2 protein-coding genes are annotated in these 23025 nt (G+C 65.1%); both read right to left on the reverse strand.

Annotated features, from left to right (window positions below):
• Positions 1 to 4: 4 nt before the first annotated feature.
• On the reverse strand, positions 5 to 16450 hold the full coding sequence (locus V1290_RS10110) for a non-ribosomal peptide synthase/polyketide synthase (RefSeq protein ID WP_334364268.1): 16446 nt from the start codon (positions 16448 to 16450) through the stop codon (positions 5 to 7).
• The gene (locus V1290_RS10115; RefSeq protein ID WP_334364269.1) at positions 16443 to 23024 is read right to left on the reverse strand and encodes an amino acid adenylation domain-containing protein; all 6582 of its coding nucleotides are present in this window, start codon (positions 23022 to 23024) and stop codon (positions 16443 to 16445) included. The genes V1290_RS10110 and V1290_RS10115 overlap by 8 nt, the downstream gene beginning before the upstream one ends.
• Between the last annotated feature and the right edge of the window lies 1 nt (position 23025).

The raw sequence follows: 23025 nt of genomic DNA on the forward strand, positions 1-23025 counted from the left end.
ATATTCACTCCGCAGGTTCCGGCACCGTGTCCTGCGACGCCGCCGATGCCGTCTCCGGCACGAGCAGGCCGCAGATCTCATCGAGCAAGCCGGCATCTTTGAGGATCGTGAAGTGGTTGTCTCTGACAACGCCGCGGTCAATGGCGTCAGGCAGTTGCGTCTCCAGCCGATCGCGCTGCGTCAGGCGGCCCGACGTCCACCAGCACAATGGCTTGACCGCAAGACGGCGCGGCGGCGCGGCATTCTGCGTCAGGGACTTGAGGTGCCGGCCGACTGCGAAGGCTGCTGACAGGTCGTCGACACCAAGCAGTGTGTCGTCCGTCGATGCTTCCTCCCCCAATATCTGTGCGACCAGACGCCGGACGCTCTCGGATGTCTCCGGCATGCCTGCGGCCTCCGCTTCCTCTACATGCGAGCTGATACGAACGGCCGCGGCGTGCGGAAGAACGGCCGACAGCAATCCCGCGAGATCATCGGTCCAGTGGGCTGCCGTTTCTTGCCGATCTGATCCGCCGTGCTGCCGCAGCACAAAGCTGTCAACCATCAGGAGACAATCGACGCGTTCACCGCACCGTTCGAGCTCGGCTGCAACAAGCGTGACGAGAAGGCCTCCGAGCGACCAGCCGATCAAACTATAGGGACCGTTTGGCTGAACCTGCCTGATCTCGCTCGCATAGTCCGCCGCCATCGCTTCGAGCGACCGATCGCTCCACGAACTGTCGACCAGCATCCTGGACTGCAGCCCGATCACCTGCCGGCGTCCTTCGAGGCGGCGCGCCAGCGGCCCATAATCGAAAACAGTGCCGAAGCCGCCGTGTACAGAGAATACCGGATGCGCGCCATCAACCGCGGCATTCAGCGGCAGCAGCGCTGTCGGCGGCGGCGCAGCGGCGGGCTCCGGGGAAGCGTTATCCGCGAGCAGCGCGCGGATCGTCGGCTTCTGCAGGAGATCGCGCAGCTTGATCTCGATGCCAAACGTCTTGTCCTGCCGCAGCCGGGCCACGACCTTCAGGCTGAGAATCGAATTGCCGCCGAGCTCGAAGAAATTATCTGTCACGCCGACCTGCGGCAGCTTGAGGATGTCGGCCCACAGCCGCGCCATCGCGGTTTCGGCCGGCCCTTGCGGAGCCACGAAGCTTCGCCCAGCCGAGTCGGGGGCCGGCAGCGCGCGCCGGTCAACCTTGCCGCTCGACAACACCGGCAGCCGCTCAAGCACCATGATCCGTGCCGGCACCATATAAACAGGCAAGGTCTGCTTCAGGAACGAGGTCAATCTCTCGACCAGAGCCTCGGCATCATCTCCCGCTGCGTTCTTTGCCGCCTTCGGCGCGACATAGGCAACGAGTTGGTTTCCGGCTGCGCCCGCTAGCGCCACTACGGCGGCCTGTTCTATCTCCTCGTGACGAAGCAGGGAAGTCTGGATCTCGCCAAGCTCGATCCGGAAGCCGTTGACCTTGACCTGATCGTCGCTGCGGCCGAGATATTCGACGGTACCGTCCTCGCGCCAGCGCGCGAGGTCACCGGTCCGGTATAGCCGCGCCCCCGGCACCGCGGAGAATGGATCGGGCACGAAACGCTCGGCGGTCATGCCGGCCTTGCCGTAATAGCCCCGCGCTAGTCCGAAGCCGCCCAGATAGAGCTCGCCGGCGACACCGGCGGGAATGATATTGAGCGAACTATCGAGGATATACCCGCGGCGGTCGCCGACCGGCACCCCTATCGGCGCATACGGCGTCTCGCATTCGGATGCGCCATCGACCTTCCAGACCAGTGGCGTAACGACGGTCTCGGTCGGGCCGTAGCCATTAATCAGAATCCGCGGCTTCAGAACGCGCCTGACCTTGTCGAAGCCAGCTTTCGGCATCGCCTCGCCACCGAATGAGTAGAGCTTGACCGGCGGCGGATTGCCCGCCTGCTCGACCGCCTCCGCGATCTGCTGCAGATAGGCCGGCGGCAATCCGATATGGCTGACACGATGCGCGTGCAGGTTCTCAACCGTCTGCTCCGGCGTCCACAATTCGGCGTCCCGCATCAAGAGACGCGCGCCATGCGACAAGACCGTCAGCCAGCGTTCGTGGGCACCATCGAAGGCAAGCGACAGGAAGTGCAACTCGCACGAGCTCTCGTCGATCTCGTAAAGCCGGCCCGTGACATGACAGTGCATCGCGAGCGGCCCATGGGCGACGGCGACGCCTTTTGGCGTTCCCGTCGAACCGGACGTGTAGATCAGATAAGCGAGATTCTCGGGATGCAGCTCCGGTTGCGGCGCATGCTCCGGGCCGGCATCGAAATCGAACGTCGCAAGGGAGACTCTCTCGACACCATCCACGCCTTCCCGGACATCGAGCTGTCCCGTTAGCAAGAACGAGATCCCGGCATCGCGCATGACAAAGGCGCGCCGCTCGGATGGAATCTCCGGATCGAGTGGAACGTAGGCCCCGCCCGCCTTCAGGACGGCCAGCAGCGCGACCATCGTAGCCTCGGTTCGCTCGACCACGACGCCAACGCGCTGCTCGGGCTTCAGCCCCCGGCCGATCAGGTGATGGGCAAGACGATTGGCCCTGGCGTCGAGCGCACCGAACGAGAGCGTTTTGCCGCCGACGGTAAGCGCCGTCCGTTCCGGATGACGCCGCGCATGGGCGCTGATCGACTCGTGAACCAGCGGCAATGATGCCGTCGACGTCGCGTGGCGATTGCAGTTTTCGGCGAGCGCGGCGTCGACCGCCGTGACCGGATCGATACTGCCAAGCAAGGCCGACGCGTCGCACGTCAGCACTTCAAGCAGACGCTCGAACTGCGCCTTGATCTGCCCCGCCTGTGCCGCGGTGAAATGGCTCGGCATATAGGTGTACTCGACCTGAAGCGTGTCCTCGACGAGCACCGACAGGTCCATCGGATAGTTCGTCACGTCGACATTCCTGAGGCCGCCGAACTGCAGCGAGCCGTCGCCCCGGTGCATGCTGCGCTCGATCGGATAGTTTTCGAACACGATGATGCTGTCGAACATGGCCTGACCGGCGCGGCCGGCCCAGCTCTGGATATCGTAGAGCGGCGTATGCTCGTAATCCCGGATCGCCGAATTGCGATCCTGAAGAGCGCGTAGCCATTCTCCTACCGTGCTGGCGGACGGCGGCGTTTCGATCACGGGCAGCGTGTTGATGAAGAGCCCGAGCATCTGCTGCGATCCGTCAAGACTGGCCGGCCGGCCGGCAACCGTAACGCCGAACGTCACGGTCTGCTGGCCGGTGTAGCGTTGCAGCAGCAACGCCCAGATGCCTTGAACGACGGTATTGAGCGTGATCCGCTCACGCCGCGCGAACGCTTTCAGCTCCGCGGTCGCCGTCTCTCCAAGCCGCGTGTAGCAGCGCTCGTGACCGGATGCATCATGGCGGCGCGAGCCGAAGGCATCGGCCAGTTGCGTCGGCTCTTCGAAGGATTTGAGTTGCTCACGCCAGAAAGCTTCGGCAGCCTTGGCGTCCTGCGCCAGCAGCCAGGCAATGTAGTCGCGGTAACGCGTCGGGTTCGCCGCAGGCGCGCCGCCATAATAGCATTCCAGGACTTCCCCGACGAACCTTGCCGAACTCCACCCATCCATCAGGATGTGATGATAGGTCCAGATCAGCCGATAGAGATCGTCCTCAAGGCGCAACAGCCGCACGCGCTGCAGCGGCGGCATCGATAAATCGAACTCGGCGGCGCGTTCGCCGGCAAGCGCCGCCGCAATCCGGTCCTCATTGATGGTTTGCCCGCGCCAGTCCTCCTGTTCGAACGGCGCGACGGCGTCGCGATAGACGGCTTGCAACGGAGATCCGGCAAGCTCGCGCCACAGGAATCCGGTCCGGAGCATCTGATGGCGTGTGGTCACCTCGCGGCATGCTGTGTCGAGACGCTCCGCATCAAGTCCGCGGATTTCAACGCTGACCTGGTTGACGTAGACGCCGCTGCCGGCATCGCGCAGGCTGTGGAACAGCATGCCCTGCTGCATCGGCGACAGCGGGTAGATGTCCTCGATGCGGCTCCGGTCGAGATCGAGCCGATCGAGCTGTTCGCTGGTCAAACCCGAAAGTGAGCCGCGCGCCGATGCCGGAGTGTCATTGTTCGGGCTGACGTCGCGGGACAACGCGGCCAATGCTTCGATCGTCTGGTGCCGAAAGACATCGCGCGGCTCGATCGATACGCCTTCGCGGCGCGCGCGGCTCACCATCTGCAGCGAGATGATCGAGTCCCCGCCGAGCTCGAAGAAGTTGTCGGTGACGCCGACATTGGGCTGGCGCAGCAGATCGGCCCAGATCGCGGCGAGCGCCACTTCGGCCGGCGTACGCGGTGCGACCCGCTCGGTTGATGTCGCGAGCTGGTCCGGCGCGGGCAGCGCCTTGCGGTCGATCTTGCCGTTCGGCGTCAGCGGCAGCCGGTCCAGCACCACGATCCGTGCCGGCACCATGTAGTCCGGCAGCAGCGACGACAGCGCGGCCTTGAGAGCTGTCCCGTCCAGCGATGTTTCACCGCTGACATAGCCAACGAGCTGGCGGGCAGCGCCGACCTCGCGCGCCACCACCACTGCCGAGCGCACGCCAGCCTGCGCCAACAGCCGCGCCTCGATCTCGCCGAGCTCGATCCGAAAGCCGCGGATCTTCACCTGGTGGTCGGCGCGGCCGATATATTCGATCACGCCGTCGGCGCGCCACCGCGCCACGTCGCCGGTGCGGTAGAGCCGCGCGCCTGATGCGCCGAACGGATCGGGGATGAAGCGCTCCGCCGTCAGCGCACCGCGTCGCCAGTAGCCGCGCGCCAGTCCTACACCGCCGATATAGAGTTCGCCCGCAACGCCAACCGGCGCCAGGTTGAGGTCGTTGTCGAGGATATGCAACGTGGTGTTGCCGATCGGGCCGCCCAGAAACGGACGATCGTCCCTGGCATCGAGGCGGTGGCGGGCCGACCACACCGTGGTCTCGGTCGGGCCATACAGGTTCCAGACCTCGCCGGCCTGCGCCATCAGCCGCCGCGCCAGATCCGGCGGCAAGGCCTCGCCGCCGCACAGCACGCGGCAGCTTGCGGGCAGTGATGGGCCGTCATGGTCAAGCAGCATCCGCCAGGTCGAGGGCGTCGCCTGGATCAGGGTGACGCCGTGCTTCACCACTATCGACTTGAGGCGCGACGGATCATGCGCGGCGGCGCGGTCCGCCAGCACCACGCATGCCCCGAGCGTCAGTGGCAGCCACAGTTCCAGCGCCGCGATGTCGAACGACAGCGAGGTCAGGCCGAGCACGCGATCCTGGGCCGTCACGCCCGGCTGCTCCGCCATGGTCGCCAGAAAGTTTGTCACCGCATCATGGCGGACCATCACGCCCTTGGGCAGGCCGGTCGAGCCGGAAGTGTAGATCACGTAGGCGAGGCTTTCGGGGTGAACGACGACATCAAGATTGCCGCCGTCACCGCCCCCGCCGCTGTCATTCGCATCGAGCAGCCACGCCTCGGCGCCAGTCTCCTTCAGCGCGGGCGCAAACTGCTCCAGCAGCATCCGCTGCGTCAGCACCAGCGCGGCGCCGCTGTCGCGCAGCATGTGCGCCAGCCGCTCCGCCGGGTAATCCGGATCGAGCGGCAGATAAGCCCCGCCCGCCTTCAATACCGCAAGCAGCGCGACCATCATCTCGACGCCGCGGTCGAGCGCTAGCCCCACCACCGCGTCGGTTCCGACGCCGCGATCACGCAGCCGCTGCGCCAGCCGATTGGCGCGCACGTTCAACGCGCGATAACTCAGCTCCTTATCGCCAAACACCAGCGCAACAGCGTCCGGAGATTGATCGACCTGCGCCTCGAACTGTTCGACAATTCCCCGGCGCGGCTCATCGCGGCGCGTGTCGTTCGCCCGGGAGAGCAGCGCATCATCGGCCGGATCGCTGGCCGCGATCATGCCGACGGGCCGGTCGGCATCGATACTCAGCGTCTCCATCAACCGCACAAAGGCGCGCTGCAGCCGCGCGATCTGCGCCTCATCAAAATGCCTGCGCTGATAGTTGAAGACCAGCCGCAACCGGTCATCGAGGCCGATGCTGGCGAACAGCGGATAATTGCTGGTCTCGACGATCCTGGTCTCGCCGACACGGATCTGTCCATCTTTCCCCATCAGCGCGTGGTCGACCGGGTAATTCTCAAACACCAGGATGCTGTCGAACAGCGGCCGCCCGGGACGTCCCGCCAGGCGCTGGATCTCGTAGAGCGGTGTCCAGCCGTATTCGCGCAAGGTCAGATTGCGATCCTGTAAGTGACGCAGCCATGCGCCGACTTTCTGCTGCGGACCGACATCGTCGATAACAGGCAAGGTGTTGATGAACAGGCCCACCATATCCTCTGCGCCGGCCAGTTCCGGCGGCCTGCCTGATACGGTGACGCCGAAGCAAACCGTTCCCTGCCCCGTATATTGCCGTAGCAATTGCGCCCAAGCCGCCTGCACCAGCGTGTTCAGCGTCACACGCTCGCGCGCAGCAAATTGCTGCAGACGTTCAGTCGCCGCAACATCCAGCTCCAGCGCGAGCATGCCGTGACCGGGGCCGGGCGACTCCGCGTCGGCATGTTCGGTCGAACCGCCTGCCAGAAAGCTCGGTTCTTCCAGCTTTGCCATGGCATTGCGCCAGAACACCGCCGATGCATCGCCGTCCCGGCTCTGCAGCCAACCGATGTAGTCGCGATAGCGACGCTGCAATGCAGGCAGCCGGCCGTCGCCATTGTGCTGCATCACCTCGGCGATCAGCCGCGCCGAGCTCCATCCGTCGAGAAGGATGTGATGGTGCGTCCAGATCAGCCAATGACGATTTTCTCCGAGCCGGATCAACCGCACCCGCTGCAGGGGCGGCTTCGACAGGTCGAACCCTTCGACCCGTTCACGCAGCGAAACTTCGCCCAGCGCAGCCTCCAACTGGGACGGCTCGGACGCCGCGGCTCGCGCGCGCCAGTCCTCCTCGACGAACGGCACCTCAGCCCGACGATAGACGATCTGTTGCGGCGAGCCTGCCAGGTCGCGCCAGACGAAGCCCGTTCTCAGCACCGCATGGCGATCGCTGACCGCCTGCCAGGCGCGATGGAGCTTTCCGGCATCGAGGCCGCGCACTTCCGCAGCGACCTGATTGACGTAAAGCCCACTCTCGCCGTCGTGCATGGCATGGAACAGCATGCCCTGCTGCATCGGCGACAACGGATAGATGTCCTCGATCTCTCGCCAATCCAACTCCAGCCTGTCGAGATCGGCCTGGCCAAGTCCTGACAGTGCCACGTCCGACGGCGTCACGCCGCAGGCGCCGCTGGTGCAGTGATCGACCAGTTCGCGCAGCGCCGCTTCGTACAGCCCAGCCAGTCGCTCGATCGTCTCGCGCCGATAGCGCTTGCGACCGAAGCCGAACGAAAGCCGCAACTGGCCTTCGCGCACGGTGCCGTTCACGCTGAGCCAGCGCCGCAACGGGCTCGATGCGTCACGCGAGGGGCCCGCGCTCTCCGATGCCATGGCGAACAATGCCGCGTCTTCAACGCCGCCGTCGATCTGGCCGAGATAGTTGAAGGCAAGCTTCGGCTCGGCAATGTCAGCCAGCGCCGCGCGCTGCTCTTCGGAGCCGAGATAGCGCAATACGCCATAACCGAGTCCCCGGCCGGGAATGCCGCGAAGTTCCTCCTTCACGGTCTTGATGAGTGACGAGGGGTCCTGTGACCCGCCAGCCAGCCGCACGGGAAACGCGGTGGTGAACCAGCCGACGGTGCGCGAGATATCGAGATCGCCGAACAGGTCCTCGCGGCCGTGGCCTTCCAGCTCGACCAGTACATCGTCCTGTCCGCTCCATTGCCGGACAGCACGTGCAAGGCCTGCGAGAAGAAGATCGTTGATCCGCGTACGATAGGCGGACGGCGTGTCCGTCAGCAGGCGCTGCGTCAATTCCCGCTCGAACGTGAGCAAGACTTCATCGGCATCGGCGACATAGTCGGTGCCGCCATGGTCGTCATCGCAGAGAATATCCGCATCCGCACGGCGATCGATCCAATAGGACAGTTCAGTCGCCAGTTCGGGCGATGCTGCATGATCCTGCAGCCGCTTGCCCCACACGGCATAGGCGTGGCTCTTCGCCGGAAGCGCAACCACCGCGCCGACGTTCACCAGCTGGGCATAGGCGGCGGCGACGTCTTCCAGCAGAATCCGCCACGACACGCCGTCGACCACCAGATGATGGATCACGATCAGCAGACGCTGAGTGCCATCGGCGACGTCGATCCCGACCGCCCGCAGCAGCGGTCCCCTCGATATCGAAAGACTTGCCTGCGCCGAGGATGCCAACGCCGTCACGGCTTCCCCGTCGGCTGCGCTTCGTATCCAAAGTAAATCGCCGGCGGCGGGTGCGGCACCATGCGCCGCGCGCCACGTTCCTTCGGCTTCCTCGAAGCGAAGCCGCAGCGCGTCGTGATGATCGATCACGGCCGCCATCGCGCGCCGCATCATTTCCCAATCCAGACGATCCCTCGGCCGCAACAGCACCGCCTGGTTCCAGTGATCGCGCTTTCCTGCGTCCTCTGCAAAGAACCGCGCCTGGATCGGCAGCAATGTGTGCGGGCCAATGACCTGCCCCTGATCGGCGAGCGCCTCGCTGCGCTGCTCGGCACGTGCGGCGAGCGCCAGCGCTTCGAGCGTCTGATGCTGAAACACATCGCGCGGTTCGATCAGGTAACCGGCGCGGCGGGCCCGGCTCACCATCTGCAGCGAGATGATCGAATCGCCGCCGAGCTCGAAGAAATTGTCGGCAAGGCCCACAGCAGGACGGCCGAGCAGTTCGGCCCAGATCGCCGCGAGCGCCAGTTCGGCCGGCGTGCGCGGCGCCTCGTACTGCGCACCCGTGGACTCAACGTCGGGCGCCGGGAGCGCCTGGCGGTCGATCTTGCCGTTCGGCGCCAGCGGCAGCCGCTCCAGCACCACAATCCGCGATGGCACCATGTAATCAGGCAGAACGGCCGACAGCGCCGTCCGCAAAACCTGTTCCTCCAGCTCACTCGCGCCACTGACGTATCCGACGAGCTGGCGGCCTAATCCGACCTCGCGCGCCACCACCACCGCGGCGCGGACACCAGGCTGCTCGAGCAGCCGTGCCTCGATCTCACCAAGCTCGATGCGGAATCCGCGGATCTTGATCTGGTGATCGGACCGCCCGATATACTCGATCGCGCCGTCGGCGCGCCAACGCGCCAAATCACCTGTTCGATATAGCCGCGCGCCAGGGCGGCCGAAGGGATCGGGAAGGAAGTGTTCCGCCGTCAGCGCCTGGCGTCGCCAGTAGCCCCGCGCCAGCCCTGCTCCACCAATGAACAATTCACCGGTCACGCCGGCCGGCACCATGTTCAGGTCGGTATCGAGGATACGAATGACCGTACCCGGGATCGGCCGTCCGATCGGCACCCGCGCCGCGCCATCGTCACGACAGTTCCAGAACGTGGCATTGATCAAGGCTTCGGTCGGACCGTAGCGATTATCGAAACGCAAATTGGGGAAGGCTGCGAGCACACGCGCCTTCAACTCTGACGACAAGGCTTCGCCGCCGGCAAACAGCCGCCTCAGGGTGACGCAGCGTTTCGCTTCGGGCTCGGCAACAAAATGCTCGAGCATCTGCGGCACGAAATGCAACGTCGTCACGTCGTGAGCGACGATGGCATCGACCAGCAGCCGCGGCTCCCGATGCGCTCCCGGCGCTGCGATCGCAAGCCGTGCGCCGGTCGCGAGCGGCCACAGGATCTCCCAGACCGAGACGTCGAAGCTGAACGGCGTCTTCTGCAGCAACGTCTCGCCGGCATCGAGGCGATACTCCGCCTGCATCCAGCCAAGCCGCGCGGCCAGCGCACCGTGCGAGCACGCGACGCCCTTGGGGATGCCGGTCGATCCCGACGTGTACATCACATAGGCCAGGCTGTCGGCATGGACCGCTACGTCGAGATTGCGGACCGGCTCTCCGATCGGCCCCCCCGTCTCTTCATTGATAAGCCAGGCCTCGACGGCAGCGTCCGCGATCACCGGCGCAAGGCGCTCCGCTAACCGGCCTTGCGTCAGCACCAGCGCAGCTCCGCTGTCGCGCAGCATATGCAGAAGACGGTCCGGCGGATAATCGGGATCGAGCGGCAGATAGGCTCCGCCGGCTTTCAGCACGGCGAGAACACCGACGATCAGCTCGACGCTGCGCACCAGTGCGAGCCCGACCAACCGGTCGCGGCTGATGCCATGGGCTTGCAACCGTCGCGCCAGGCGATTGGCGCGAGCGTTCAGATCCTCATAGCTGACCTGCTGGTCGCCAAATACCAACGCAACAGCGGATGGCGAAGCTGCCGCACGAGCCTCGATCTGAGCGACGATACTGTCGCCAACATTCGGAACCCTGGCAAAGCCACCGCTCCAGCCAAGCACCTTCAGCGTCTCATCGGCATCGAGCCCGCTGAGCTCACCCAGCGGTCGGGAAGCATCCGCGACGATCTCGGCAAGGAGCCGCGACAGCGTGAGCTGCAGATATCTGACCTGGCCTTCATCGAATCGGGCTCGGTCGTAGCGGAAGCCGAGATTGATGCCGTCGGTCTTGGCGAATACCGCCACCGTGAGCGCATAGTTGGTAATCGAGACCTGCTCGACCCGCCCGAAGCGGCGACCGCTTTCGTTCTCGCCGCGCAAGGCCTGGTCGATCGGATAGTTCTCGAACACCAGGATATTGTCGAACAATGGCCGACCGGATCGTCCGGCGAGGCGCTGGATCTCGTAGAGCGGCATCCAGCCGTGATCGCGCAAATCGATGTTGCGTTCCTGCAGATCCCGCAGCCACGTACCCAAATCAGTTTGCGGCTTTGCCCGATCCACAACCGGCAGGGTGTTGATGAACAGGCCCACCATGTCCTCGGACCCGCCGATCTCTGCCGGCCTGCCCGATACCGTCGCACCGAAGCAGACCACGCGCTGGCCGGTATGACGGCGCAACAATTGCGCCCATGCGCCCTGCAACAGGGTGTTCAGCGTAACGCGCTCGCGCTTTGAAAATGCGTGCAGCTTTGCCGTCAGATCGGCAGTGAGAAGCAGGTCGAGCGAACCATGGCCGGACGCGCCAGTGGATGCAGGTCCTCCCAGCGTATCCGCCAGGAAACCCGGCTCATCCAGTTCCGCCAATGCCGTGCGCCAGAACGTCCCGGACGCGTCGCGGTCCTGCCGTTGCAGCCAGGCGATGTAGTCGCGGTAGCGGCCCTGCACGGCAGGTAAACGATCGCCGCGTTCATGTTGCAGTATCTCGGCCACCAGCCGCGCCGAACTCCAGCCGTCCAGCAGGATATGATGATGCGTCCAGATCAGCCAGTGACGGCTTTCGTCAAGCCGGATCAGGCGCACGCGCTGCAACGGCGCCTGCGACAGGTCGAATCCCCTAGCGCGCTCGGCCTGCGACGCCTTCGCCAGCGCCGCATCGAGTTCGCCGCAGTCCATGGCTGCGGCCTGCTCGCGCCAGTCTTCTTCCACGAATGGCAGCGTCACATGGCGATATACCACCTGCTGTGCCGCGCCTGACAGCTCGCGCCAGGCAAAGCCGGTTCGCAGCACCGCATGACGCGCGCCCACCTCGTGCCAGGCTGCACGCAACCTGCCGGCATCGAGACCTCGCACCTCGAGACCTACCTGGTTGACGTAATTGCCACTTTCTCCGTCGCGCAGCGCATGGAAAAGCATGCCCTGCTGCATCGGCGACAGCGGATAGACGTCTTCGATATCGCGGCAATCGATCGTCGCGCCCAGGAGATCGAGATCGGCTTGGCTCAAATTCGACAATGCGAAGTCCGATGGCGTGATGCCGTGGGCGCCACTTGTGCAATGGTCGACGAGTTCTCTCAGCGCCGCGGCATAATGCTCCGCGAGGCGTTCGATCGTGGCTCGCCCGTAACGCCTGCGGCCGTAGCTGAACGACAGCCGTAGCTGGCCTTCCCGCACCTGGCCGTTGATGCTCAGCCAGCGGCCAAGCGGCGCGCTGTCGCTGCGCGACGGCCCGGCGCTCTCAGGAGCGATCCTGAACGGTGTGCCCTCACCCACGCTGGAATCGAACTGGCCGAGATAGTTGAAAACGATGCGCGGCTCGGGCAGCGCGGCAAGCGCATGGCGCTGCGCCTCGGTGCCGAGATAGCGCAATACGCCGAAGCCTAACCCGCGGGCGGGAATCGCCCGAAGCTCCTCTTTGACGGATTTGATCAGGGAGGCATCATCGCCGGAGCCGCCCGGCAAGCGCACCGGGAAAGCGGTCGTGAACCAGCCGACTGTGCGGGAAATATCCACCCCGGAGAAGATGTCCTCGCGGCCGTGCCCTTCGAGCTCGACGGCAACGTCCTCAATTCCACTCCAGCGCGATACCGCCCGCGCCAGTGTCGCCAGCAGCAGATCGTTGACCTGAGTCCGGTAGGCGGACGGCGCTTCCTTGAGCAGCCGCGTCGTCAACCCGGCATCGAATGCCAGCAGGATTTCCTCGCCCTCGGCAACCCGGTCGACACCATCATGATCGTCGTCGCACGGCAGATCGGCGCGCGATCCCCGTTCGAGCCAATAGGGCAACTCGGCAGACAGCTCATCTGTGCCGCTATGTGCCTGCAAGCGCACGCCCCAGGATGCATAGGACTGGCTCCTCGCCAGCGCGATCGACGCTGCGCCTTGCTGAAACTGCCCGTAAGCCGCAGCAAAGTCTTCGAGCAGCACGCGCCATGATACGCCGTCGATGACGAGATGGTGCACGACGATGAGAAGCCGCTGGCTACCGTCGGCGAGATCGATGCCGACCACGCGCAACAGCGGTCCTGCCAGCGACAGGCTCACCTGGGCGGCAGAAGCGACGGCCGTCACCTCGGCTGCATCGCGGATGCCGCTCCGAATCCACAACAACTCCGACGCTGCCGGCGCGGCGCCGTGGGTTGCGCGCCAGACACCGTCGATCTCCGCAAAACGAAGACGCAACGCATCGTGATGCGCGACAACGGCGGCGACCGCGCGCTCAACGCTCGTCCAATCCAGCCGCGCCTTCGGCATCAACAGGACGGCCTGATTCCAGTGATGACGCTCGCCGGCATCCTCGCTGAAGAATCGCACCTGGATCGGCAACAGCAGATGTTCGCTGCCCTCGAGGTCTCTCTCGGGAGCCGCCGCTTCCACCGACCGTTCAATGCGCGCGGCCCGCGCCAGCTCCTGCAAGGTCTGGTGCCGGAAAACGTCACGCGGTTCGATCACGAGGCCCGCCTGCCGGGCGCGGCCGACCAGTTGCAGCGAGATGATGGAATCGCCGCCGAGCTCGAAGAAATTGTCGTCAACCCCAATGAGCGGCTGGCCGAGCAGCTCGGCCCAGATCGCGGCAAGTGTCGCCTCGGTCGCGGTGCGCGGCGCGACATGTGCGGCCGTTGCAGAGGGCATCTCGGGCGCCGGCAGCGCTTCGCGGTCCACCTTGCCGTGCGCGGTGAGCGGCAGCCGCTCAAGCTTCACGATACGGGCCGGCACCATGTAATCGGGTAGTTCGTCCGAAAGGGCCGCGCGCATTGCTGCTTCGTCGAACGCGCCCTCGCCGGCGACATAGCCGACCAGTTGGCTGGTTACGCCGGCTTCGCGCGCGACGACCACCGCCGATCGCACGCCCGGCTGGCGCATCAGCCACGCCTCGATCTCGCCGAGCTCGATCCGGAACCCGCGGATTTTCACCTGGTGATCGGAGCGCCCGACATACTCGATCACGCCATCGGGGCGCCATCTCGCCAAATCGCCGGTGCGATACAGCCGCGCGCCGGACGCATCAAAGGGATCGGGGACGAATCTCTCGGCCGTCAATCCGGCGCGCCGCCAATAACCTCGCGCCAGTCCCTCGCCGCCGATGAACAATTCGCCGGTTACGCCAACCGGCACGATGTTCAGGTCCCCATCCAGAATATAAGCCGAGCGGCGTCCCACGGGACGGCCGATGGGCGCATAGTTGCCCTCGATCTCTTCGCTGGCATCGACCTTCCAGACCAGCGGCGTCACGACGGTTTCAGTCGGGCCGTAGCCGTTGATCAATGTCCGCGGCTTGAGCGCGCGCTTGACCTTGTCGAAGCCTGCCTTCGGCATGGCCTCGCCGCCGAACGAGTAAAGCCCGACCGGCGGCGGATCGCCGCGCCACGCCGCAAAGTCGGCGAGCTGCTGCAAATAGGCCGGCGGAAAGCCCGCATTGGTAACGCGCTGCTCGCGCAGAACGTCGAGCGTCTGTTCGGTCGACCACAGATTCTCGTCGCGCATCACGAGCGCCGCGCCGCAAGTCAGCGCGGTCCAGAGCCGCTCATGGGCGCCGTCGAACGTAAAGGACAGGAAGTGCAGTTCGCGCGAGTGCCGGTCCATGTCGTAGAGCCCGGCGGTCACCTCGCAATGCATCGCAAACGGCCCATGCTCGACGGCTACTCCCTTCGGGATGCCGGTGGAGCCCGAGGTGTAGATGACATAGGCAAGGCTTGTTGCTTCGACGGCAATGCTAGGATCGTTCTCCGGCTCCCGGCCGAGATCGCTTGCGTCGAGCGGGACAGCCGCGATCCCTGATGGAAGCGCAGCGAGTGCCGAACCTTCGGCGTCAACCAGCACGAAGCGCACGCCGGCGTCGTGCATGGTTCCGACCTGTCGCTTTGCCGGATGCTCGGGATCGAGCGGCAGATAGGCCGCGCCGATCTTCAATATAGCCAGCAAGGCTGCAACAAGCGACGGCGACCGCCGTGCCGAGATGCCGACCAGATCGGCAGGACTGACGCCCAGGCGGATCAGGCGATGCGCGAGCCGATTGGCGCGACGGTTGAGCTCAGCATAAGAGATCACGTCGTCGCCAAAGATGAGCGCCGGCGCGTCGGGCGTTTCCGCGGCCAGCCGCGCGACCGTTTGATGCACCGGCGTAAACGGCGCGTCCATCCCGGCTCCCGCGCCGTTCCACTTGCGCAGCGTGGCCAGTTCCTGCGCGGAAAGCAGCGCCATGCCGGCGACCGACTGCGCGCCGTCCTGAACCATCGTGTTCAGGATCGTGATCCAATACGACGCAAGGCGTTCGATCGTCGCCGGCTCGAATAGCGCGGTCGCATAGGTAAAGATCGCGCGGATCTCCCCTGCCGGTCCCTCTTCGCTGTCGAGCGCCAGGTCGAACTTGACCGTGTCGACTTCGGCGTCGATCTTCTCGATCTGCAGACCGGTGCGGTCGGGCGGATTGTCCGACACGCGCCGACGCTGATGATTGTAGAGCACCTGAAAGAGTGGGTTCTGGCTCAGGCTGCGCTTGGGTTGCAGGATTTCCAGCAACCGCTCGAACGGAAGGTCCTGGTTCTCCTGGGCTTCGATCGTGGCCGAATGAACGGATGCGATGAAGTCAGCGATCGTCGCGCGACCATCGAGCTGCGTGCGTAGCACCTGGGTGTTGACGAACAGCCCGATCACGCCATGCGTCTCGTCGCGGTGGCGATTGGCGACCGGCACGCCGACGCTGATGTCGGACTGGCCGGTGTAGCGATAGAGCAGCAGTTTGAAGCTCGCCAGCAGGACGACGAACAGCGTGGTCTGATGCCGGCGCGCCACCGCGCGCAAGCCCTCGGCGAGCGCCGGATCGAGCGCCATGCGGAGCGCGGCGCCGGCGAGATCGGGAACCGCCGGCCGCGCCCGATCGATTGGAAGCTGCAGCACCGCCGGATCCTTTAAGCGCGCCGTCCAGTAATTGACCTGGCGCTCGCCATCGACGGCGCTCATCCAGAGCCGCTGCCAACAGGCATAGTCGACATATTCAATATCAGGCTCCGGCAAAGCCGGCGCCTCGCCGCCTGCGAATGCCGCGTACAAGCGCCAGAACTCGTCGACCAGCACGCCCATCGACCAGCCATCGGCCACGATGTGATGCAGGCTGACGACAAGGAGATGGTCGTCTTGTTCCAGCCTCAGCAGCGCGGCGCGCATCAGCGGGCCGGCTTCGAGATCGAACGGCAGCGATCCTTCCTGCCGCGCCAGCAGATACGCCTGTTGCTCGCTGTCATCGCCATCGAGCGATACATGCCGCAACGCGAACGGTTGCGGGTCGAGCACGACCTGCTCGGCTTCCTTGCCCTGCTGCCGGAACACCGTACGAAGCGCGCTGTGACGGGCGACCAGCGCATCGAAGGCCTGCTGCAGGGCCTGCCGCTGGAGCTGCCCTCGCACCCGTACCGTCGCCGATATGTTGTAGGCGGCACTATCCGGATCCATCCGCCACAAGAACCAGAGGCGCGACTGCGCAAAGGAAAGCGGTGCCCGCGTTTGCTCCTGGCGCGCAATCGGCAGCATGGCGAGATTGACGCCCTTCGCCGCGAGCTGCGTCAGGAACGCTTGTTGCTTGCTGGCATCAAGGCGCATCAAGCGTCGTGAGATGTCACGAAGCTGCTGCTTCTGCGTGGCGGCGATATCACTCATCGGAAAGTTCGACTTCCTTCAACATGTCGAGCATCGCGGCGATGTCGTCGCTGCGCTTGTCGACCTGAATCTCCGGGGCAAGCGCAGCAGCCATCGTCTCGATGGTCGTCATTTCAAACAGGCGGTTCAGCGGCAGGTCGTGACCGAGATCGCGCTTGATGCGGCTGACGAGCTGGACGGCGGTGAGAGAGTCGCCGCCGAGCTCGAAGAAATTGTCGGTGACGCCGACATTGGGCTGGCGCAGCAGATCGGCCCAGATCGCGGCGAGCGCCACTTCGGCCGGCGTGCGCGGTGCCACGCGCTCGGTTGATGTCGCGAGCTGGTCCGGGGCGGGCAGCGCCTTGCGGTCGATCTTGCCGTTCGGCGTCAGCGGCAGCCGGTCCAGCACCACGATCCGCGCCGGCACCATGTAGTCCGGCAGCAGCGACGACAGCGCGGTCTTGAGAGCTGTCCCGTCCAGCGACATTTCACCGCTGACATAGCCAACGAGCTGGCGGGCAGCGCCGACCTCGCGCGCCACCACCACCGCCGACCGCACGCCAGCCTGCGCCAACAGCCGCGCCTCGATCTCGCCGAGCTCGATCCGAAAACCGCGGATCTTCACCTGGTGGTCGGCGCGGCCGATATATTCGATCACGCCGTCGGCGCGCCACCGCGCCACGTCGCCGGTGCGGTAGAGCCGCGCGCCTGGCGGGCCGAACGGATCGGGGATGAAGCGCTCCGCGGTCAGCGCGCCGCGCTGCCAGTAGCCGCGCGCCAGGCCCGCGCCGCCGATATAGAGCTCGCCCGCAACGCCAACCGGCGCCAGGTTGAGGTCGTTGTCGAGGATATGCAACGTGGTGTTGCCGATCGGGCCGCCCAGCACCGGACGATCGTCCTTGGCATCGAGGCGGTGGCGGGCCGACCACACCGTGGTCTCGGTCGGGCCGTACAGGTTCCAGACCTCGCCGGCCTGCGCCACCAGCCGCCGCGCCAGATCCGGCGGCAAGGCCTCGCCGCCGCACAGCACGCGGCAGCTTGCAGGTAATGATGGGCCGTCATGATCAAGCAGCATCCGCCAGGTCGACGGCGTCGCCTGGATCATCGTGACGCCGTGCTTCGCCACTATCGCCTTGAGGCGCGAGGGATCATGCGCGGCGGCGCGATCGGCCAGCACCACGCATGCCCCGCGCGTCAGCGGTAGCCACAGTTCCAGCACCGCGATGTCGAACGACAGCGAGGTCAGGCCAAGCACGCGATCCTCGCGCGTAAGGCCCGGCCGCTCCGCCATGGTCGCCAGAAAGTTTGTCACGGCGTCGTGGCAGGCCATCACGCCCTTGGGCAGGCCGGTCGAGCCGGAGGTGTAGATCACATAAGCCAGGCTTTCGGGGTGGACCACGACATCAAGATTGCCGCCGTCACCGCCCCCGCCGCTGTCATTCGCATCGAGCAGCCACGCCTCGGCGCCGGTCTCCCTCAGCACGAGCGCAAACTGTTCCAGCAGCGCCCGCTGCGTCAGCACCAGCGCCGCGCCGCTGTCGCGCAGCATGTGCGCCAGCCGCTCCGCCGGGTAATCCGGATCGAGCGGCAGATAGGCCCCGCCCGCCTTCAATACCGCGAGCAGCGCGACCATGATCTCGACGCCGCGCTCCAGTGCCAGCCCCACCACCGCGTCGGTTCCGACGCCGCGATCGCGCAGCCGCCGCGCCAGCCGATTGGCGCGCACGTTCAACGCGCGATAACTCAGCTCCTTATCGCCAAACACCAGGGCCACCGCATCAGGAGATTGATCGACCTGCGCCTCGAACTGTTCGATAAACGAGCGGTCCCGTGGATATTGTGCCTGCGTCCGATTCCACGTCTCCAGCAAAAGCTGACGCTCTTCGTCAGGCAGAACATCCAGTTGCCGCACCGGAGAGCGAGGCGCGCGCTCCAGCACCTCCGCCATCTGATCGAGCGCCTGCTGCATCAAGGCGCAGATGCGATCGGCCGAGAGCGGATGGACGACTTGAGCGGTCAAGCCGAGCGCATGACCATAATCCTCGACCGCCATCATCAAGGGATAGTTCGTACGCTCTTCGCCGCCGAGCCACTCGATGCCCTTCAGGCCTGCGCCGCCCTGCCCCGTGGACGAAGCCTCCGGGATGGCGTTGTGCCGGTAATTCAGGATCGAACTGAACAGGGGCGCGGGCGCGGCGACACCGCTGCATCGCTGCGCGAGCGCCAGCGAGGCATGTTCATGTGCCATCAGCTCGGCCAACCTTGCGTGAGCATGACGAACGCTGTCTTCAACCGCGGTGTTATCGAGATCAAGCCGCAGCGGCAATGTATTGATGAACAGCCCCATGGTGCGGTCGCCGCCGGCGCCCGCATGCATTCGGCCGAACAGAACCGTGCCGAACACGACGTGCTCACGCGCGCTGCTTCGCGCCACTACCTGACCCCATGCGAGATGGCAGAGGCTGGCAAGGCTAACCCCCAGCCGCCGTGCCAGAGCGCGGAGCCGTGCATTGAGCTGCTCCGGAAGCGTTCGCCGCGCTTCCGCCACGCCGCCACCGTCGCCATGCACGCGATCCAGTCCAAACGGCGTGGTCGGCTCATCGATATCAGACAGCATGCTTCGGAAGAAGCGCGCGTGCTCCGCAATAGCTGCCAATCCACGCGACTGCGCCACCAGATTCCGGAACGGATAGGGAGCCGGAAGCTCATGACCGCGTCCGGACAATATTTGCTGCACTTCCTCGTGCATCACTTCCAGAGTGGAGTGATCGCCGATCATATGATGCAGCAACACCAAAAGCAGCCAGCGCTCCTCGCCGGGATCGCGCGCGACCGCAAATCGCAGCAGCGGCGCCTTGCCAAGATCGATCCGATGGCGGCGCGGATCGAAACGCCGCGCAAGCTGCTCATGCGCCGGGCTCTCGCGGTCCAGCACGACCTCGGTGATGACTACAGAAGCTCGCCGCCAAACCACCTGCGCCGGAGCTGATAGCCCCTCCCATGCAATGGACGTGCGGAGAATATCGTGCCGGTCGATGACCTGCTGAACGGCGGCGAGATAACGGTCGATCAGGTCGCGGCTTGCGAACGCCATCTGGCCGACCAGCAGATACGGGTCGCCCTGCTTCGACAGCAGATGGTGAAACAGGATGCCATCCTGTAGCGGTGACAGGCCGTAGATGTCCTGGATGTTGGCGATGCCGCCGGGCACGTTGGCCACGATGCTGTCGATGTCGGATTGCTTCAACGCGATCAACGGCAGCAGCTCAGGCGTAATCGCCGTCGTCTGCGGCGTGATCAGATTGGCCGGAACAGCCGCGCCGACGCCGCCACTGAGGCTGGCGGCGAAATCGGCGAGCACGGGATTGGCGAACAGCACGCGCACATCGGCGCTCAGCGAATGCCGCTGCAAGCGTTCCAGCATGCGGACCGCGAGCAGCGAGTGGCCTCCCAGCTCAAAGAAGTGATCGTTGCGTCCGATCCGATCGACGCCGAGCAGCTCGGTCCAGATCCTTGCGACGACCTCCTCGATCTCCCCCTGCGGCGGCTCGAAACTGCGCCTTGCAAAGGCATCATCCTCCGGCGCGGGCAGCGCCTTGCGGTCGACCTTGCCGTTCGGCGTGAGCGGCAGTGCATCCAGGCGTACGAACGCCGACGGCACCATGTAGTCCGGCAGGCACGCGCGGAGGTGATTGCGCATCACAGCCGCAAATTCACCGGCATCGAGCTTCAGGCCATCGTCCTTCGCGGCCACATAGGCGACCAGGCGCGGATCACCGCTGTGATCCTGACGGACCAGCACCACCGCGTCGGTCACGCCGGTGTGCTCATTAAGGCGAAACTCGATCTCGCCCAATTCAATGCGGAAGCCGCGGATTTTTACCTGATGATCGTTGCGGCCGAGGAACGCGATGTTGCCATCCGGCAGGTAACGTCCGAGATCGCCGCTGCGATACATCCGCGCGCCAGTATCGCTACTGAAGGGATCGCGCACAAAGCGCTCCGCCGTCAGATCGGCGCGACTGAGATAGCCGCGAGCGACCCCTGCCCCACCGATGTAGATTTCGCCGGTCGCCCCGAGCGGAACGGGCGCAGCGAACCTGTCCAGCAGATAGATTCGCGTATTGGGAAGCGGGCGACCGATCGGGACGACGTCGCCATCGAAGCCCGCCGGGCGCAACCAACTGGTAGCGCAGACCGTTGTTTCCGTCGGCCCGTAGCCATTGAAGACGGCGACGCCAGGCGGCACACCCCTGATCAATTCCGCCTTGGGCATTTCGCCGGCGAGGACGAGCACCCGCAGCGACGCCAGCCTGCCGAGATCATCGCGCCCCTGCAGCATGGCCGGCGGCAAGGTCGCGTGCGTAATGGCGTTGTCCGAGAGAAAATCGAGCAGTTCCGACGTATTGCGGTGCTGCCGCGGACCGACGAGAAACAGCTCGGCCCCCGAGCACAGCGCCATGACAATTTCCCAGGTGCTGGCGTCGAAGCTGAACGAGGCAAACTGCACGATGCGGCTGCGCCGGGAAACGTCAAACAGCGCTCGCTGCGCCAGCGCCAGATTTACCAGGCCGCGATGCTCGACCATCACCCCCTTTGGCCGCCCGGTCGAGCCGGACGTGTAGATGATGTAGGCGAGATGCCGTGACGTAAGTCCCGTGACACGGTCGCCTGGATCTGATGCCGCCAGACTGGCGACGGCCGATGCGCTCGCCTCCAGATCGACAACCTTGCAGGCCGCATCCGCGAAGATTGCGCGTCCGGCATCGTCAACGATCAACAATCCCGGGCTTGCATCCTCGACGATCTGCCGCAGCCGCTCCGCCGGATAGGCCGGATCCAGCGGCAGATAGGCGCCGCCCGCCTTCAGCACGGCCAGCAGGCTGACGACCATGGCGATGCCGCGCTCCAGGCAGATCGCGACCGGCTGATCTGGACCGACGCCCAAAGCGATCAGGTGCCGCGCGAGCCGATTGGTCTTCGCATCAAGTTCGCCATAGCTCAGACGAACGTCCTCGTGAACCAGCGCTGTGGCTTCGGGGGCGGTTCGGACTTGCTCTGCGAACAGTTCGTGGATGCAGCGCTCCGATGGGAACGGCGCAGCCGTTTCGTTCCATGTATCCAGAACGAGCTTGCGTTCCTCTTGGCCGACAACATCGATTTGATCGACGATTTGATCCGCGTCGATGACCATGACCCGCAGCAAGACGAGCAGATAGTCTCGGTAACGCTTGATCGTCGCTTCGTCGAACAGTGCCGTTGCATAGTTCAAGGCGCCGACGATTCGGCCATCCGCCTCCCCCAGATTGAGCTCGAGATCAAACTTGACCTGCTGCAGCGGAATATCGGCTATCTCGGCCTTGAGGCCTGGTAGCTCAACGATTGCCGCCTCGTTGTTCTGCCAGGCGAACACGACCTGAAAGACCGGCGTATGCTCTAGCCGCCGCGGCGGTTGAATGATCTCGACGAGTTGCTCGAACGGCAGATCCTGATGATCCTGAGCTTCGAGCGCCGCAGCGCGCACGCGGCTGAGCAACTCCGCCACATCAGGCTCTCCCGATAAATCGACGCGGAGCGCCAGCATGTTGACGAAGAAGCCGACCAGGCCCTCGATTTCGCGCCTGTTGCGGTTTGCCGTCGGCGTGCCGATCACGAGATCGGTCTGCCCGGAAAGTTTTGACAACACCGCCGCCCAGGCCGCCAGCACCGTCATGAATGCCGTCGCGCGGTGCGACTGGCTGAATATCCTGATGCGATGCGCAAGCTCGGCGTCGATCTCGATCGGCAATGACGCGCCGGCGAGAGACCTGACCGGCGGGCGGGGCCGGTCTGTCGGCAATTCGAGCACCGCGGCAGCGCCCGCGAGCGCCTGCCGCCAATAGTCGACCTGCCGCTGCAATCGCTCGCCCGTCAGCCACTGCCGTTGCCAGGCAGCGTAGTCCGGATACTGAATTGCCAGCGGCGGCAACGGATCATTTTGGCCTGCCGTGAAGGCTCGGTAAAGCGCGCCCAGTTCGCGCACGAGCACGCCCATCGACCAGCCGTCAGATATGATGTGATGCTGGGTGAGCAGGAACAGATACTTCTTCTCCGCTGTCCGTATCAGGCGTCCGCGGATCAATGGTCCTGCGGCGAGATCAAACGGCGTATCGACCTCCTCGCGGCACAAGCGCGCGAGTTCCTGTTCGGCATTCAGGCTTTGCCGCAAATCATGTTCGAGCACCGGCAGGTGCGCATCGGCCGGCAGCGATTCAACGCAAGGCTTTCCTTCGACCACGCGGAAGACACTGCGCAGCGCTTCGTGACGCGCAAACAACCGGTCAAGGCTGCGACGCCATGCATCGACGTCGAGATCACCCGCGAGGCGCAAAGCGCCGCGAATGTGATAGTTGGCGTTGGCGCCATCGACCTGCGCCAGCAACCAAAGCCGCTGCTGTGCAAAAGACAATTCCAGCGGCCGGCCGCGCGGCACCGCCGGAATCGAGGAGATTGCATTCTTGCCGGCAGTTCGACCGCGGTCTCTCGCCAGCGACAGGAGCTTTTTCACCTGTGCGGAATCCAGATCACGCAAATCTGGCATTGATGGTTCAGCCATG

Origin of the sequence: Bradyrhizobium sp. AZCC 1578, from assembly GCF_036924675.1 — a bacterium.
In the GTDB taxonomy this organism is placed as follows: Bacteria; Pseudomonadota; Alphaproteobacteria; order Rhizobiales; family Xanthobacteraceae; genus Bradyrhizobium.